Source organism: Pseudonocardia sp. 73-21, from assembly GCF_001899645.1.
GTDB lineage: Bacteria > Actinomycetota > Actinomycetes > Mycobacteriales > Pseudonocardiaceae > Pseudonocardia.
Window position 1 is genome coordinate 1 of record NZ_MKVV01000024.1, and the last position, 15,582, is coordinate 15,582.

At 71.6% G+C, this 15,582-nt stretch carries 17 protein-coding genes and 1 pseudogene; 15 read left to right on the plus strand and 3 right to left on the minus strand.

All coding sequences use genetic code 11. From position 1 onward, the window contains the following. The 5 genes and pseudogenes from BGP03_RS05230 to BGP03_RS05250 form a co-directional block, all read left to right on the plus strand. Positions 1–700: pseudogene (locus BGP03_RS05230) on the plus strand (hypothetical protein); the annotation flags it as partial. Between the two features lie 534 nt (positions 701–1,234). Continuing rightward, the gene (locus BGP03_RS05235; protein ID WP_298799203.1) at positions 1,235–3,745 is read left to right on the plus strand and encodes a molybdopterin cofactor-binding domain-containing protein; all 2,511 of its coding nucleotides are present in this window, start codon (positions 1,235–1,237) and stop codon (positions 3,743–3,745) included. 11 nt (positions 3,746–3,756) lie between these two features. After that, entirely contained in the window at positions 3,757–4,236 is a 480-nt protein-coding gene (locus BGP03_RS05240; protein ID WP_296376562.1) for a 2Fe-2S iron-sulfur cluster-binding protein, read from the plus strand. 84 nt (positions 4,237–4,320) lie between these two features. Further along, on the plus strand, positions 4,321–4,638 hold the full coding sequence (locus BGP03_RS05245; protein ID WP_296376560.1) for a hypothetical protein: 318 nt from the start codon (positions 4,321–4,323) through the stop codon (positions 4,636–4,638). Positions 4,639–4,850: 212 nt separating this feature from the next. Further along, positions 4,851–5,723, plus strand: a complete 873-nt coding sequence (locus tag BGP03_RS05250) for a LuxR C-terminal-related transcriptional regulator (RefSeq protein WP_296376559.1) — start codon at positions 4,851–4,853, stop codon at positions 5,721–5,723. Between the two features lie 336 nt (positions 5,724–6,059). On the opposite strand, the gene BGP03_RS05255 is transcribed toward BGP03_RS05250, so the two are convergent. Next, the gene (locus tag BGP03_RS05255; RefSeq protein ID WP_296376557.1) at positions 6,060–7,205 is read right to left on the minus strand and encodes a GntG family PLP-dependent aldolase; all 1,146 of its coding nucleotides are present in this window, start codon (positions 7,203–7,205) and stop codon (positions 6,060–6,062) included. A 149-nt stretch (positions 7,206–7,354) separates the two neighbouring features. Here BGP03_RS05255 and BGP03_RS05260 point away from each other — a divergent pair, with 149 nt between their 5' ends. The 6 genes from BGP03_RS05260 to BGP03_RS05285 all read left to right on the plus strand — a co-directional run bounded on the left by BGP03_RS05260 (position 7,355) and on the right by BGP03_RS05285 (position 12,257). Then, positions 7,355–7,873 (plus strand): SigE family RNA polymerase sigma factor, encoded by a 519-nt coding sequence (locus tag BGP03_RS05260; protein WP_296376555.1) that lies wholly within the window; start codon positions 7,355–7,357, stop codon positions 7,871–7,873. Next, positions 7,870–8,532: a hypothetical protein gene (locus BGP03_RS05265; protein WP_296376554.1), complete on the plus strand. Its 663-nt coding sequence runs from the start codon at positions 7,870–7,872 to the stop codon at positions 8,530–8,532. Before BGP03_RS05260 ends, BGP03_RS05265 begins: the two co-directional genes overlap by 4 nt. 80 nt (positions 8,533–8,612) lie before the next feature. Continuing rightward, positions 8,613–9,155, plus strand: coding sequence for a TetR family transcriptional regulator (locus BGP03_RS05270; RefSeq protein ID WP_298799204.1), 543 nt, complete (start codon positions 8,613–8,615; stop codon positions 9,153–9,155). A gap of 78 nt (positions 9,156–9,233) precedes the next feature. Continuing rightward, positions 9,234–10,652, plus strand: a complete 1,419-nt coding sequence (purB, locus tag BGP03_RS05275) for an adenylosuccinate lyase (protein WP_296376550.1) — start codon at positions 9,234–9,236, stop codon at positions 10,650–10,652. Continuing rightward, positions 10,649–11,494: a phosphoribosylaminoimidazolesuccinocarboxamide synthase gene (locus BGP03_RS05280; protein ID WP_296376548.1), complete on the plus strand. Its 846-nt coding sequence runs from the start codon at positions 10,649–10,651 to the stop codon at positions 11,492–11,494. Before purB ends, BGP03_RS05280 begins: the two co-directional genes overlap by 4 nt. Before the next feature lie 13 nt (positions 11,495–11,507). Continuing rightward, positions 11,508–12,257, plus strand: coding sequence for a DUF2334 domain-containing protein (locus BGP03_RS05285; RefSeq protein ID WP_296376545.1), 750 nt, complete (start codon positions 11,508–11,510; stop codon positions 12,255–12,257). Here the strand turns inward: BGP03_RS05285 and BGP03_RS05290 are convergent. Next, on the minus strand, positions 12,220–12,426 hold the full coding sequence (locus BGP03_RS05290) for a substrate-binding domain-containing protein (protein WP_296376543.1): 207 nt from the start codon (positions 12,424–12,426) through the stop codon (positions 12,220–12,222). The genes BGP03_RS05285 and BGP03_RS05290 overlap by 38 nt on opposite strands. 72 nt (positions 12,427–12,498) lie before the next feature. Then, entirely contained in the window at positions 12,499–13,125 is a 627-nt protein-coding gene (locus tag BGP03_RS05295) for an MBL fold metallo-hydrolase (protein ID WP_298799205.1), read from the minus strand. 100 nt (positions 13,126–13,225) lie between these two features. Between BGP03_RS05295 and BGP03_RS05300 the strand changes: the two genes are divergently transcribed. The 4 genes from BGP03_RS05300 to BGP03_RS05315 all read left to right on the plus strand — a co-directional run. Further along, a complete protein-coding gene (locus BGP03_RS05300) occupies positions 13,226–13,984 on the plus strand; it encodes an alpha/beta hydrolase (protein WP_296376538.1) in 759 nt (252 codons plus the stop codon). A 16-nt stretch (positions 13,985–14,000) separates the two neighbouring features. Further along, complete coding sequence (purS, locus tag BGP03_RS05305) at positions 14,001–14,237, plus strand: phosphoribosylformylglycinamidine synthase subunit PurS (RefSeq protein WP_296376536.1); 237 nt, start codon at positions 14,001–14,003, stop codon at positions 14,235–14,237. Beyond that, on the plus strand, positions 14,234–14,905 hold the full coding sequence (gene purQ / locus BGP03_RS05310) for a phosphoribosylformylglycinamidine synthase subunit PurQ (protein ID WP_296376534.1): 672 nt from the start codon (positions 14,234–14,236) through the stop codon (positions 14,903–14,905). Before purS ends, purQ begins: the two co-directional genes overlap by 4 nt. After that, the coding region (locus BGP03_RS05315; protein ID WP_299735672.1) for a response regulator at positions 14,902–15,582 on the plus strand (681 nt) is incomplete at its 3' end. The genes purQ and BGP03_RS05315, both read left to right, overlap by 4 nt.

Consider the following 15,582-nt stretch of genomic DNA (forward strand, 5'->3'; position numbering starts at 1 on the left):
CTCCTCCTGGGAATCGTTGCGGCTCCTCCTGGGAATCGTTGCGGCGGTCGCGTTCGCCACCATCCTGGCCGTGGTGTCCGGGCTGACCATCGTCGCATCGGCGTCCGTCGCCCATGATCTGTACGCGAATGTCGTCAAACGTGGGAACGCCGAGCCGGTCGCCGAGATCCGCGTGGCGCGGCGCACGGCGGTCGTCGTCGGAGTGGTCGCCACCGGCGGCGGCATCCTGGCCAACGGCCAGAACGTCGCCGTGCTGGTCACGTTGGCGTTCGCCGTGGCCGCGTCGACGAACATGGCGTCGCTGCTGTTCAGCTTGTTCTGGCGTCGGTTCAACACGACCGGTGCGGTGTGGAGCATGTACGGCGGGATGGCCATCGCGTCGGTCCTGGTCATCTTCTCGCCGGCCGTGTCCGGAACGCCGACCGCGATGCTGCCCGGTGTCGACTTCGCGTGGTTCCCGCTGGCCAATCCGGGCCTGGTGTCCATCCCCGCCTCGTTCCTGCTCGGTGTGATCGGTACGTTCCTCGGCCGCCCCGAGTCGGACGCGGACCGCCGGTTCGCCGAGATGGAGGTTCGCGCGTTGACCGGGGCCCGGGCGGCGGCCGTCGAATCCCACCCAGCTACCCGGGCATCCACCCACCCGGCACCCACGGTCTTCACCCCCACCCACGGCAGCTACACGACGCGAAACGCCAGGTGATCGGGCCGTCCCTCCCCGCGGTTATCCGGTCATCCTTCCGGTGCCCGGTGCCCGGTGCCCGGTGCCCGCGGCCTCGGTGGGGCGGTCGTCAGTGCGGACCGGCCCACGCGCCGCCCGTCCCACCGAACCCGCAAGATTCACGTGATGAAGGGCTGAGCTGTGTCCGGGTCGGCTTGACGTACGGCCGGGCCACCGACGCCGAGGTCGGCAGTGGGGTGATCTTCCTGAGTCCGGCGGGGGCCGCGCGTGGCACGTCCGCGCGGCAGCCGGACGGCCTTCGCGTCGGGCGATACGCTCGTCTCCGGCCCGGGACCCACGGGTGCTCCGGCCCGCTGCTCGCCAGGCTGTGGGCCTTCGGTGCGGGCGAAGGCTGCGCGTCGAGCCCACCCCCGGAAGGGGGTAACGGGCATCAGCGGACATCAACCTTCACTTCCGCAGATGCGGACGATAGCCTGCGACAGCCCAGCATTTGCTGATAAGGCTCGCCTTAGAACCGCAGGTCGAAGCCCATGAGTGGTTTGGGGTCGGTGCCCTATGGCGACGTTCTTTCCCACCGATATCCGTATCGCTCCCGAGCGGACATCGTTACGGGCTTCGAGAAGTCCCGAATTTGGGTTCGCTCCCCCTCGCGCCCGGCCGGGATCCGTACAGGAGAGGACAACGATGCCCGCTCATCGCGCAGGCACCACCACGCAACTCGACCCGGTCGAGAAGTCCGGCACCGGCCGCAGCCCGGTCAACCGCCGGCGTTTCCTCGGCTATCTGATCGCCGCGCCGACGCTCGTCGTCGCCGCGGAGATGGCCCGTGAGACGGTCTGGCCGGAAAGCTCGCCCTGGGCCTCCGTGGCCAACGCCGCCGCACTGCCGTCCCCGCCGCAGACCCCTGAGTACTACGAGTTCGTGGACTCCTACCGCGACGCCTGCCGCCCGACCAACGCCCTTCTCAAGGTCGAGGTCAACAAGGACGGCACCGTGTCGTTCGCGCTGCCGCGCTCGGACAACGGCCAGGGCATCCAGACCTCCTTCGCGATGATCATCGCCGAGGAGATCGGCTGCGACCCGGCGAACGTCAAGGTCACGCTGGCGGACGCCCGTCCGGAGCTGTTGTTCAATCAGCTCACCGGCGGTTCCAGCTCGACATACTCCCTCTACACCCCGGTCCGGGTCGCGGCCGCGATCGCCAAGGGCGCGCTGCTCGAAGCGGCCGCGCAGCAACTGGGCCAGGACAAGCGCACGCTCACGGTCGCGGGCCAGACCGTCGTCGACACGACCGGCAAGGCGATCGGCTTCGGCGACCTGACCACGCTGGCGGCCAGCCCCGTCACCAAGGCAGTCGACGTGGTCCTGAAGCCGCGCGAGCAGTTCAAGGTCATCGGCAAGCCGCGGAACAAGGACGACCAGTACGCCATCGTCACCGGCCAGAAGAAGTTCGCGATGGATCTGCAGATCCCGGACGCGCTGCCGACGATGATCTGCCGGGCGCCCGACCTGAATGGGTTCCCGAAGAAGGGCGATCCGTCGAACATCGACGAGGTCCGGAACATGCCCGGCGTCGAGGGCGTGGCGCGGATCGGCAACGGCTGGGCGGTCCGGGCGCGGACGTTCGGACAGTGCATCGACGCCGTGAACGCCCTGCAGGTGAACTGGAACGCGGGCACCCTCGCCGGCAAGAGCGACGCCGACGTCGTGAAGCAGCTGCGCGCCGCCGAGCTGCCGCTGGCCGTGCCCGCGGTACCCGGCAAGACCATCGAGCAGGACTTCGTCCACTACAGCCGCAACGGTTCCGCGCTGGAGACGAACTGCGCGATCGTCTCCTTCAAGAACGGCAAGGCCGAGGTCTGGGCCCCTGCGAAAAGCCCGATCTCCGGCCAGAAGATCGCCGCCCAGAAGCTCGGCATCCCGCAGAACGCGGTCGACTTCCACGTCATCCCTGGTGGTGGCTCGTTCGGCCGCCGGCTGTTCAACGACTCCATCCAGGAGGCAGCCGAGGCCGCGAAGGCCTTCGGCAAGCCGGTCAAGCTGATGTGGGACCGTGCCAACGACTGCCGTCAGGGCCGGGTCAAGCCGCTGTGCACCACACGGGTGCGCGCCGTGCTCACCGACGACGCGGTGGCGAGCTTCGAGCTCCGCTACACCGGCGTCGGGATGGAGGTCGACGAGGGGCTGACCGACGTGCTCACGTCGCAGCTGATCAAGGCGCCGGGCGGGAACCTGGGGGTGTCGGAGACCTTCTGGGAGATCTCGGTGCTCACGCCCTACAACTTCGGCGTGAACACCCGGTTCATGAACGAAGTCAACATGGGCTTCAACACCGGCTCGACCCGCAACGTCTACGGCCCGGACACGTGCACCGCCCGTGAGGTGATGATCGACAAGATCGCGGAGCGGTTGAAGAAGGACCCGATGAAGTTCCGGACGGAGTTCATCAAGACCGAGCGCGCGAGGCGGGTCCTCGAGCGGGTGGCCAAGGAGGCCGACTGGGGCAAGTCGATGGAGCCCGGCACCGCTCAGGGCATCGGCTTCCACCAGGAGTACAAGGCCGTCATGGCCTGCATCGTGGAGCTCGACGCCCGGCCGGAGACGGTGAACCGGCCGATCGTCAAGGGCAAGACCGGTCCGCGCGTGACCAAGCTCACCTTCGTCGTCGACCCCGGGCTCCTGATCAACCCGAACGGATACAAGGCACAGATGATGGGTGGGATCAACGACGGCATCGCCAACGCCCTGACCGCCGGCCTGCACTTCGACAACGGGCACTTCCTCGAGGCGAGCTGGGACAACTACTACTACACCCGGCAGTGGAACACCCCGCCGGAGATCAACATCATCGTCCTCGAGGACTCGGAGTCCCCCGAGCCGGCCGGCGCCGGTGAGGCCGGGGTGGCCGCCGCAATGTCGGCGACCGTGAACGGCTGGCGGCGCGCGACCGGACAGGAGCCGACGTACACCCCGCTCCTGCACAAGGACCCGCTGCCGTTCGAGCCGTACCCGACGATCCCGCCGATCCCGCCGTCGCCCACCAACAGCCTCGAGTTCTTGTACTGAGGAGTCCAGACATGCCTGACCAGACTTTCAAGCTCAACGGCAAGACCGTCACGGTCGACACCGACGACGATGTCCGCCTGCTCTGGGTGATCCGGGACCTGCTCGGGGTGACCGGTCCGAAGTACGGTTGTGGGATCAACGTGTGCAAGGCCTGCACGAGTCACTACAACGGCAAGGCGTTCAACCCCTGCTCGGTGCAGGTCAAGGACATCAAGCCCGAGGACGAGATCACCACGATCGAAGGCCTCGCCGACACCGTCGAGGGCGACGGCCTGCACCCGATGCAGGACGCCTGGCTCAAGTACGACGTCGGCCAGTGCGGCTACTGCCAGCCGGGCCAGATCATGGCCGCGGTGGCGAAGGTCCGGCAGTGCCAGGCCGAGGGCCGCGAGGTGGATGACTCCGCCATCGAGGAGATCCGCAACATGTGCCGCTGCGGGACCTACAACCGCATCCGCGAAGCCATCAAGGACGGCGCCCAGAACATGTGACCCGGTTGGCCCCCGTCGCCCGTTCGCGGGAGACGGGGGCCGGCTCGCGCATCCGAACTTCCCGTACAGACGAGGACGAAGCACATGAACAACGCAAAGCGCTACACCCTGGCCGCACTGGCGACCGCGGCGATCGCCGTGTCGGTGGTCGGAACAGGTATCGCCCAGGCCTCCGAGGACAACGGGGCGGCCCCCGACGGTCCCGCGACCCAGAGCCCCACTCAGGGTCTCAGCGCGATCCTGGGGACGGCCGACAACGGGAACTTCCAGCTCATGGACGCCCTCAACGGCGACAACCGGCCCGACGGTGCCAACGGCGTCGAGTCGGAGTTCCCGCCCGCCGACCCGCGGTACGTCGAGGGTCCGGTCGGAGGGCTCGTGAAGAACGGTCCGCAGGGGTAAGGCGGACCCCATCACCGACGCGCCGGTCCCGGGCCTTCTCCTCCCGGGGCCGGCGCGTCACCTCCATGTCGATCCACTGACACCCGACGACCGGCCAGCCGTTCACCTCCGGGTGTTCCTGCCGGACGGGCTGTCAGCCGTCCACCTCAGCACCACTCGCGTCCTCCAACGACGGCGGAACCGCGACGCTCCCAGAACCAAGGATGGTTCCGATGGGCCAGCCAGTGGCGCAGGCAGACCTCGACGCACGGGGGGCGCTGCGCGCAACGCTGCGGTCGATGCAGGCCGGCTCCGGCCTGCCCGTCGCCTTCGGGGCCTTCGTGGAGAACGGCCTGACCGCCGTGCTCAGCGAGTTCTGGGGCACCCGGACGAAGAACCTGCACAACCTCGAGGTCCGGGCCGGGTCCGGTCTCGGGGGCCGCGTCATCGCGGAGAATCGGCCGGCCGCGGTCAACGACTATCGCACCGCCGACACCATCACCCACGAGTACGATCCGTGGGTCCTTTCGGAGGGCCTGGCCTCGATCGCCGCCGCCCCCGTCATGGTCCGGGACCGGGTCGTCGGGTTGATCTACGTCGCCACCCGCGACTGCAACGCGCTCGGTGATCGCAGCAAGTCCGCCATCCTCGGCGCGGGCCGGCGTCTGAGCATGGAGCTCACCGTCCAGGACGAGGTCCGCCGCCGCATGCGGGACGCCGAGACCATCGCCACCGCCGCGCCGGAGCACGTGCACGACATCGCCGGCCTCGAGGAGATCCGGTCGCTGCACGCCGAACTCCGCGCCGTCGCCCAGCTGATCTCCGACGCGGGGCTGTCCCAGCGGATCTGCGACGTCTCGAACCGCCTCGCGCACGTCGGCGGAGGAACGGTGGAGGCCTCCCTCGCCGGCGTCCGGCTGTCGCCGCGGGAGGTCGATGTCGTCGCACAGATCGCTCTGGGCTGCACGAACCAGGAGGCGGCGACCAGGCTGTCCATCAAACCGGAGACGGCCAAGGCCTACCTGCGCGGCGCGATGCGGAAGCTCGGTGCACACACCCGGTTCGAGGCCGTCGTCCGGGCCAGGGCGCTGCGGATCATCCCGTAACCGGCGATCGTCGCCCGCGGTGACGCGATGATCGCGGTGATGGCGGGGTTGCCGACCCGGGACCGCACGGCACACAGCACTGGATCCGCGTGGCGACGAGGCCGGCGCGGCGGCCAGGTAGACCCTACGGGGCGGCGCGGGGAGCGCCGATGAACAGCAGAGCCGCGTTCCGGCGACCGACAGCAGGAACGCGGCTCTGGCTGTCATCCAGGTGACCGTCGCGGTGCTCGAGGCGTGCTGGCGATGGCTTTCCTGATCGCATCCCTGCGTACCGACATGGTGCTGGTGACCGTGCTCGGACTGCTCGTGGCCGCGCCGATCCTGCTCATCGGACGATCACTGCCCGGCCTGACCTGCCGGAGCGCGACCGCTCGTCCTGACCGGCCGCGGGGCCGGGCCGCCGTTGCTGCGCGGCGGCGGCTCGATGGGGCCGATCCGGTCCAGCGCCGTCGCGATGTCGGCGTCGCCGACGTCGGCGTGCGTCATGAGCCTGACCTGCCCCGACATCGCCGACGCCCGCACCCCGGACTCCTCGAACCGGCGCAGCGTGCCCTCGAGATCGGCGACGGCGATCAGCACGATGTTGGTCTGCGGGGTGGCGGCCCGCCAGCCGCGCTCCTGCAGGCCGGTGGCCAGCGTGGTGGCGCGGGCATGGTCCTCGGCGAGCCGGTCGATGCGGTCGAGCGCGACGAGCCCGGCCGCGGCCAGCACGCCGCCCTGCCGGACGCCGCCGCCGAGCATCTTCCGCAGCCGCCGGGCCTCCTCGACGAACTCCGTGGACCCGGCGACGACCGACCCCACGGGTGCCCCGAGGCCCTTGCTCAGGCAGACCTGCACGGTGTCGGCCCCGACGGTGAGCGCGGCCGGCGGCACGCCCTGGGCCACCGCCGCGTGCCAGAGCCGGGCACCGTCGAGGTGGACCCTCAGCTTCGCGCGCCGGGCGGCCGCCATGACCGCGGCATGCTCGTCGGGGGCGGTGACGGTGCCGCCCGCGGCGTTGTGGGTGTTCTCCAGACACAACAGGGTGGCGCGCAGTGTGTAGTACGGGCCGCTCGAGCCGGCGGCGCGGCGTACGGCGTCGGGGGAGACCTTGCCCGGCCCGGCATCGTGCTCCAGCGGCCTCGGCATGCCGCCCGCCAGCCAGGCCGCCGTGCCGAGCTCCGCGTCGAGAACGTGCGACCCGACGGGCGCGAGGAACGTGTCGCCCCGGCGCAGGTGGCTCATCAGCGCGATGAGGTTGGCCATCGACCCGCTGGGCGTCCACAGCGCGTCGGCGGCACCGAGCAGCCCCGCGACCCGTTCCTCCAGTGCACGCATGGTGGGATCCCGGTCGAGGACGTCGTCGCCGACCTCGGCCTCCGCCATCGCGGTGCGCATCTGCTTGGTGGGGCGGGTGACGGTGTCGGAGCGGAGGTCGATCGGGCCCCGCGCGGACCTGGCCGGATCGGCCGCCGCTCGACGTGCTCGTGATGTGGGTCGCACGACCTCTTATTCAACCAGCAGGAGTCGGACCGGTCGCGTCAGGGTTACGGAACGGTCACGGCGCTGACGCCGTTCGAGTGAACCTCGGGCGGGGGTGCAACCGTGTCGGGTGGTTCGTCCGTCTTTTGCGTGCGAAGGGGAGGGGACAGGTGGACGACGCCTCGGAGCAGGAGTTCGCGGAGTACTTCCGCGCGCGCCGTGACGCCGTCCGTCGCACGGCCTACCTGCTGTGCGGCGACTGGCACCGCGCCGACGACCACGCCCAGGCCTCGTTCGTCGCGCTGCACCGGCACTGGGGCCGGATCCGTGAGCCCGGTGCCCGCGACGCGTGGATGCGCCGCACGCTGGCCCGTGCGGTGGTGGACGAGTCGCGGCGGCCGTGGCGGCGGGAGCGGTTCACGGCCGAGCCGATCGACGCCGCGGTGGTCGGGGCCGCGTCCGAGGGCGTCGCCACCCGGCACGTGCTGGTGGACGGGCTGCGGTCGGTGCCGCCCCGGCAACGGGCGGTGCTGGTGCTGCGCTACCTCGAGGGCCTCGACATCGCCGGCACCGCGGCGGCGCTGGGGTGTTCGGAGGGCACGGTGAAGAGCCAGACCTCGCACGGGCTGGCGGCCCTGCGGCTGGCGCTGGGTGACGCGTTGGACGATCTGGCGGAGGGAGTGGCATGAACGACGACGAGTTGACGTCGCTGTTCAGGGACGCCGCCTCCGCAGTACCCGAGGCCGGATTCGACTACCTCGACGTCACCCGGGCCTCGCAGCGGATCACGAGGCGCCGGCGGGTGGCGCTCTCGAGCGTGGCGGCGGCGGCCGTCGCGATGGCGGGCACCGGCGTGGTGGTGGCGACCGTTCGGGACCAGGGCACGCTGACCAGCGCGGCGAGCGCGCCCGCGGCGGCTCCGGAGATCAGCAGCCCCCCGGTCGGCAGGTCGGACGCGGCCGGGGCAGGGGGGGTGCCGCTGGGCCCGTCGGGCGCCGAGTGCGTCGACAAGCAGGATCCGCAGCTGCGGGCGGTCGTCGAGCAGGTCCTGCCCGAGATCATCGGCGCGCCCGCCGCGGCGGTCAGCACGGAGTGCCGGGCCGGCGGAGGCCGCGGCGTGGCCGTCGAGGTCACCGACCGGGGTGTGTCCGGGGTGCTCAGCGTCTTCTACTCGCCGCCCGATCAGGCACCTCCGACGTTCGGGGGTGCCCCCATGGCACCGACGGCATCGGGAGGCACCGTGATCGCCTCCTCCGAGGCGGAGGGGCCGACCGGAGCGACGGGTGGACCGGGTCCCTTCGCCGACCGGTTGCCGTCGGTCGTGGCGTACCTCGCCCCCCGCCTCTAGATCGTTCCGAGACGGGGGCGGTCGTCGATCGAACCACCGCCGACCCCGTGGCGGAACGATCAGCGAGGACACTGGGGCCCGTGGGCACTCCCAAGGGCGAGCGGCGGCGACACGAGCTGATCACGGCGGCCGCCGCGCTGCTGCGCTCCGGCGGCTTCGACGCCGTGCGCCACCGGGCCGTCGCGGAGAAGGCCGGACTGCCGCTGGCGTCCACCACCTACTACTTCGAGTCGCTCGACGAGCTGGTGCTCGCCGCCGTCGAGCGCACGAGCCGCGACGAGCTGGCGGAGGGGCGCGAGCTGAGGGGGGATGCCGCCGAGCTGGTGCTCGACCTCCTGCTCGGCCCCGAGTCCCGCGGCGGCGGGCTCGACGCGGTGCTCCTGCGCTACGAGCGACTCGTCGGCGCCGGGCGCCGGCCCTACCTCGCGCCGCTGATGCGCGAGCTGCGCGGGGAGCTGGACGCCCTGCTCGCCGACATCCTCACCCGCGCCGGCCACCCGCACGACGAGGTGGCCCTGCGCGATCTCGTCTCGCTCGTGGACGGCGCCGTGATCAGCGCCCTGATCGAGGCCGATCCCGACCCCCGCGCCGCGGCCCGGGAGGTCCTGCTCCGTCACCTCTGAGCGACGACTCGTGAGCGGATATCGGTGCCCTGGCACTGATTTCCGCGCACGGGCGCGGAGCGCCTAGCATTGCTGCACGTGATCCCCAACGTGCTGGCCGCCCGCTACGCGAGCCCGGAGCTGGTGAGGCTCTGGTCGCCCGAGTACAAGATCGTGCTGGAGCGCCGGCTGTGGATCGCGGTGCTCCGCGCCCAGCGCGACCTCGGCATCGACGTGCCCGACGGCGTCGTCGAGGACTACGAGGCCGTCGTCGAGAACGTCGACCTCGCCTCCATCGCCGCCCGCGAGCGCGTCACGCGCCACGACGTGAAGGCCCGCATCGAGGAGTTCTGCGCCCTGGCCGGGCACGAGCACATCCACAAGGGCATGACCAGCCGCGACCTGACGGAGAACGTCGAGCAGCTGCAGATCCGGCTCTCGCTGGAGCACGTGCGCGACCGGGCCGTCGCGATCCTCGCCCGGCTGGCCCGCCGGGCGGCCGAGCACGCCGAGCTGACGATGGCCGGCCGCAGCCACAACGTCGCCGCCCAGGCCACCACGCTGGGCAAGCGGTTCGCCTCCGCCGCCGACGAGCTCCTCGTCGCGTTCGCGCGGCTGGAGGAGCTCTCGGCCCGCTACCCGCTCCGCGGCATCAAGGGCCCGATGGGCACGTCGCAGGACATGCTCGACCTGCTCGACGGGGACGCCGCTCGTCTCGACGCGCTCGAGAACCGCGTCGCCACGCATCTCGGCTTCGAGGCGAGCCTGACCAGCGTCGGCCAGGTCTACCCCCGCTCGCTCGACTTCGACGTGCTCTCCGCGCTGGTGCAGCTCGCCGCAGGGCCGTCGTCGCTCGCCACCACCATCCGGCTGATGGCCGGCATCGAGCTCGCCACCGAGGGTTTCCAACCGGGCCAGGTCGGGTCGTCGGCGATGCCGCACAAGATGAACTCGCGGTCCACCGAGCGCATCAACGGGATGATGGTGCTGCTGCGCGGCTACGCCGGGATGGCCGGCGAGCTGGCCGGGTCGCAGTGGAACGAGGGCGACGTCTCCGACTCGGTCGTCCGTCGGGTGGCGCTGCCCGACGCGTTCTTCGCCCTCGACGGGCTGTTCGAGACCACGCTCACCGTGCTCGACGAGTTCGGCGCCTACCCGGCCGTGATCGCGCGCGAGCTCGACCGCTACCTCCCCTTCCTCGCGACGACGGCCGTGCTGATGGCCGCGGTCCGCGCGGGCGTCGGCCGGGAGACCGCCCACGAGGTGATCAAGGAACACGCCGTCGGCGTCGCGCTGGCCATGCGGGAGAAGGGCCAGGTCGAGAACGACCTGATCGCCCGCCTCGCCGGCGACGGGCGCCTCGGCCTGCCCACGGGCCTGCTCGACGGGTTGCTCGCCGACCCGCTGCGCTTCACCGGTGCCGCGACGTCCCAGGTCGCGACCGTGGTCGCCCGCGTCCAGGAGATCGTCGACGCCCACCCCGACGCCGCCGCCTACACCCCCGGAGCCATCCTGTGAAGCTGCTGCACTCGGGCAAGGTCCGCGACGTCTACTCCGACCGGGGTGACCTGGTCCTCGTCGCCTCCGACCGCCTCTCGATCTACGACGTCGTGCTGCCGACGCCGGTGCCGGACAAGGGCGCGGTGCTCACGCAGCTGTCGCTGTGGTGGTTCGACCAGCTCGCCGACATCGTGCCGCACCACGTCCTCTCCGCCACCGACGTGCCCGCCGAGTTCGCCGGCCGGGCCGTGCGGGTGAAGAAGCTGGAGATGCTGCCCGTCGAGTGCATCGCGCGCGGGTACCTCGCCGGGCTGGGGCTCAAGGAGTACGAGTGCCACGGCACCGTGTCGGGCGTCGCGCTGCCGCCGGGGCTCGTCGAGGGCTCGAAGCTGCCGGAGCCGATCTTCACGCCCACCACGAAGGCGGCGGTCGGCGAGCACGACGAGTTCATGACGTTCGACGAGGTGGTGGCGCTGATCGGCGCCGATCGGGCGCAGCGGCTGAAGGAGCTCACCCTCGCCGTCTACACCCGCGGCGCCGAGACCGCGGCCGCGAACGGGATCATCGTGGCCGACACCAAGCTGGAGTTCGGCCTCGACACCGAGGGCACGATCGTGCTGGGCGACGAGGTGCTCACCCCCGACTCGTCGCGCTTCTGGCCCGCCGACCGGTGGCGGCCGGGTGGCCCGCAGTTCTCGTTCGACAAGCAGTACGTGCGTGACTGGTCCGCCACGCTGGACTGGGACCGCACCGCGCCCGGGCCCGATGTGCCCGCCGAGGTCGTCGACGTCACCCGTGCCCGCTATGTGGAGGTCTACGAACGGATCACCGGACGCGGCTGGGCGTTCACGTCCGTGTGAGTTCATTCCCACCGTGGCCGCCCGACTGATCGTCTCGCTCTCCGGACTCTCCGCCGACTCCCCGGAGTCGCTGCGCCGCAGTGCCGCCTTCACCGCCGAGCTGGACGCGAGGGGTGTCGCGGCGTCGCAGCTGCTGCGTCCGCGCGGCACGGCCGGCGCGCTGGAGCCGGGTTCGCCGCTCGTGCGATGGATGCTGGAGCGCCGGGAGGCCGGTGACGCGATCGTGCTGCACGGCTACGACCACGCCCCCGACCCGACCGCCGTGCGGAAGCTCGCCCGGCGGGCCGAGTTCGCCTCGCTGCCCCGGCACGAGGCCGGCCTGCGCCTGACCGCGGCCCGCCGCGTGCTCACCGCGATCGGCCTGCGCACCGACCTGTTCGTCCCGCCGCGCTGGCTCGCCTCGGAGGGCACCGCCGAGGCGCTCACCGAGCAGGGCTTCGCGATGCTGGCCGACGAGAACGGCGTGCGGCGCCTCGGCGAGGGATCGTTCGAGCGGTCCCGCGTGCTGGGTTTCCGGGTCTCGGGGGAGCGCCGGTCGGTGGCCGATGACCAGAAGGCCGCCGAGTCGTGGCGCTGCCGGGTGCTGGAGACCGAGGTGGTTCGCACCGCCCGGCGCGGCGGGCTCGTCCGGATCAACGTGCGCTCGAAGGACCTCAAGCGCACCCCCCGTCGTGACGCGGTGCTCGCCGCCGTCGACACCGCGCTGGGGCTGGGTGCGGAGCCGCTCACCTACCGGCAGGCGGCGGCGGTGCGGGCGGCGTAGCCGTGCTGTCGCGCACCACCAGTGCGGTGGGCAGCACGACCTGGGTGATCTCCGGCTTCGTCCCGGCGCGCCGCCGGGCGATGGTCTCCACCTGCGCGGCGGCGGCCAGGCGGCCCTCGACGGACGCGTCCTGACGGACGGTGGTGAGCGGCGGATCGGTGTGTCGCACCAGGAGAATCAGGGCAGCGCGGTCGGGGCTGCGTCGACGAGGTCGGCCATCGCCCGGGGCTGGGCGCCGTCCTCAGACGGCGGTGGCCTCGCCGCGGTCCAGCACCCGGACCGTCGTGCCCTCGGGCTTGAGGTTCTCGAACATGCCGTAGTGCATCTGCGGCATGGCCAGCACCGCCTCGTGGATGGGGACCGCCGTGCGCGGGGCCACGTCGCGCAGGTAGTCGACCGCGTCGGCCAGCTTCAGCCACGGGGCGCCGGTCGGGAGCAGGAGCACGTCGATCGGCGCTTCCGGCGGCGTGAACGCGTCGCCGGGGTGCAGCACCGACCCGTCCACGAGGTAGGAGTTGTTGACGATCACCGGGATGTCCGGGTGGATCACGGCGTGCTGCCCGCCGAGGACGTCGACATGCGCGCCTGCCACCTCGAACGACGAGCCGGGCGAGACCACCTCGTGCTCGAACGCCGAGAGCTGCTCCGCGGTGCCGGCGTCGACGATCAGCCGGGCGTCGGGATTGGCGCGCAGCAGGATCTGGAGCTTGTCGATCTCCAGGTGGTCGAAGTGCTGGTGGGTGACCAGCACGGCGTCCAGTCCGGTGAGGGTCTCGAAGTCGGTGGAGAAGGCGCCGGGGTCGATCAGGAGCCGGGCGGCGCCGGTGTCCAGCAGCACGCAGGCGTGGCCGTAGTGGGTGACGTTCACCAGCCCATCGTCCGCCGAACGACTCGTGAGCGGAAATCAGTGCGGGAACACCGTTATCCGCGCACCGATGAATCGGCCGGGGGCCCCGGGTCGTAGTGGCATGACGACCAACGGATACGCGGACGTGAACGGCCTCCACATGTACTACGAGGTGCACGGCGACGAGGGCACGCCACTGGTGCTGCTGCACGGCGGCGTGATGACCATCGACCTCAGCTTCGCCGGTCTCATCCCGAGGCTGGCGAAGAAGCACCGGGTGATCGGCGTCGAGTTCCAGGCCCACGGCCGTACCGCCGACATCGACCGCGACATGACCTACGCGGCCCTGGCGGGCGACGTCGTCGGACTGCTCGACCACCTCGGCATCGACCGCGCGCACGTCCTGGGCCACAGCATGGGTGGCGGCACGACGCTGGAGCTCGCGGTGCACCACGGCGACCGGCTGCTCTCGGCCGTGCCGATCTCGGCGAGCGTCCGACCCGACGGCGCGCACCCCGACCTGGCCGACCCCGGCACCTACGCCACCTCGCCGATCATGCCGACGGCGCAGGACTTCGCCGACATGGCGCAGGCCTACGCCCGGCTCTCCCCGCACCCGGACCGGTTCGACGCCCTGCCCGGTCGCACGATGACGACGGTGGAGGGCTGGACCGGCTGGACCGACGAGCAGCTCGCCGGCATCACTGCGCCGACGCTGATCGTCCAGGGCGACAACGACTTCACCGTGCTCGAGCACGCGGCGCTGATGAAGCGGCTGATCCCGGGCTCGCAGCTGCTCGTGCTGCCCGGCACCACGCACATGCAGGCGACACGCCGGGCCGAGCTCCTGCTGCCCGCGCTGACAGCGTTCCTGGACTGAACGTAGGCTCTCGCCCGTGGCCAGAGTGGTGGTGGACGTGATGCCCAAGCCCGAGATCCTCGACCCCCAGGGTCAGGCGGTGGCGGGGGCGCTTCAGCGGATGGGCGTGGCCGGGGTGGCCGACGTGCGGCAGGGCAAGCACTTCGAGCTCGAGGTCGACGACGCGCTGGACGACGCGACGCTGCACCGCATCGCCGGTGAGCTGCTCGCGAACCCGGTGATCGAGGACTGGGTGGTGAGTCGTACCCCATGAGGATCGGCGTCATCACCTTCCCCGGCACCCTCGACGACGTCGATGCGGCCCGGGCCGTCCGCTACGCCGGGGCCGAGTCGGTGGCGCTGTGGCACGCCGACCGCGACCTCGAGGGCGTCGACGCGGTGGTCGTGCCCGGCGGCTTCTCCTACGGCGACTACCTGCGCGCCGGCGCCATCGCCAGCATCGCCCCGATCATGACCGAGGTCGTGGCCGCGGCCGGGCGCGGCATGCCGGTGCTGGGCATCTGCAACGGCTTCCAGATCCTGTGCGAGGCGGGCCTGCTGCCCGGCGCCCTCGTGCGCAACGCCGGCCTGCACTTCGTGTGCCGTGACCAGCGACTGCGCGTCGAGACCAGCGACACCGCCTGGACCGGCGACATCGAGGCGGGCAGCGAGATCCTGGTCCCGGTCAAGAACGCCGAGGGCCGCTACGTCGCCGACGCCGCCACCCTCGCCGAGCTGGAGGACACCGGGCGGGTCGTCTTCCGCTACGTCGGCGGCAACCCCAACGGGGCCCTGGCCGACATCGCCGGCATCAGCTCCGCCGACGGGCGCGTGGTGGGCCTCATGCCGCACCCCGAGCACGCCGTCGACACGCTGACCGGTCCCTCGGTGGACGGGCTCGCACTGTTCACCTCCGTGCTGCGGGCCAGCGCAACCACGTGATCAGCAGCGGGGCCGCCCGGCGCGTGCTGCTCGTCGAGGACGATCCCGGCGACGCGTTCCTCGTCACGGAGCTGCTCGCCGAGGTCGACCCGGAGCTCGCCGTCACCGTGGCCACGACGGTGGGGTCGGCGCTGGAGCAGCTGGCCGGGTGCGACTGCGTGCTGCTGGACCTGAACATGCCCGGCACCGCGGGACTCGCGAGCCTGCACGCGGTGCTGCGGGCCGACGACCACGCGGCGGTGTGCGTCCTCACCGGGCTCGACGACGAGCACCTGGGCATGGCCGCCGTCGCCGCCGGTGCCCAGGACTACCTGGTCAAGGGCAAGGTCGACGGCGAGGTGCTGATCCGCGCGCTGCGCTACGCCGTGGAGCGCCGCCGCGCCGAGACCAGCATGCTGCGGCTGCGGGAGGAGGAGCTCGCCGCCGCGGAGTCCGTGCGCCTGGAGCGCGGGTTGCTGCCGTCGCCGCTGCTCGCGGGCAGCGGGGTGCGGTCACGCCAGTACTACCGGTCCGGACGGCGGCGCTCGCTGCTCGGTGGCGACTTCTTCGACGCCGTTCTCGGCCCCGACGGCACGGTGCACGCGATCATCGGCGACGTCTGCGGGCACGGCCCCGACGAGGCCGCGCTCGGAGCCCTGCTGCGCGTGTCGTGGCGGGCGCTGGTGCTCGCGGGCGTC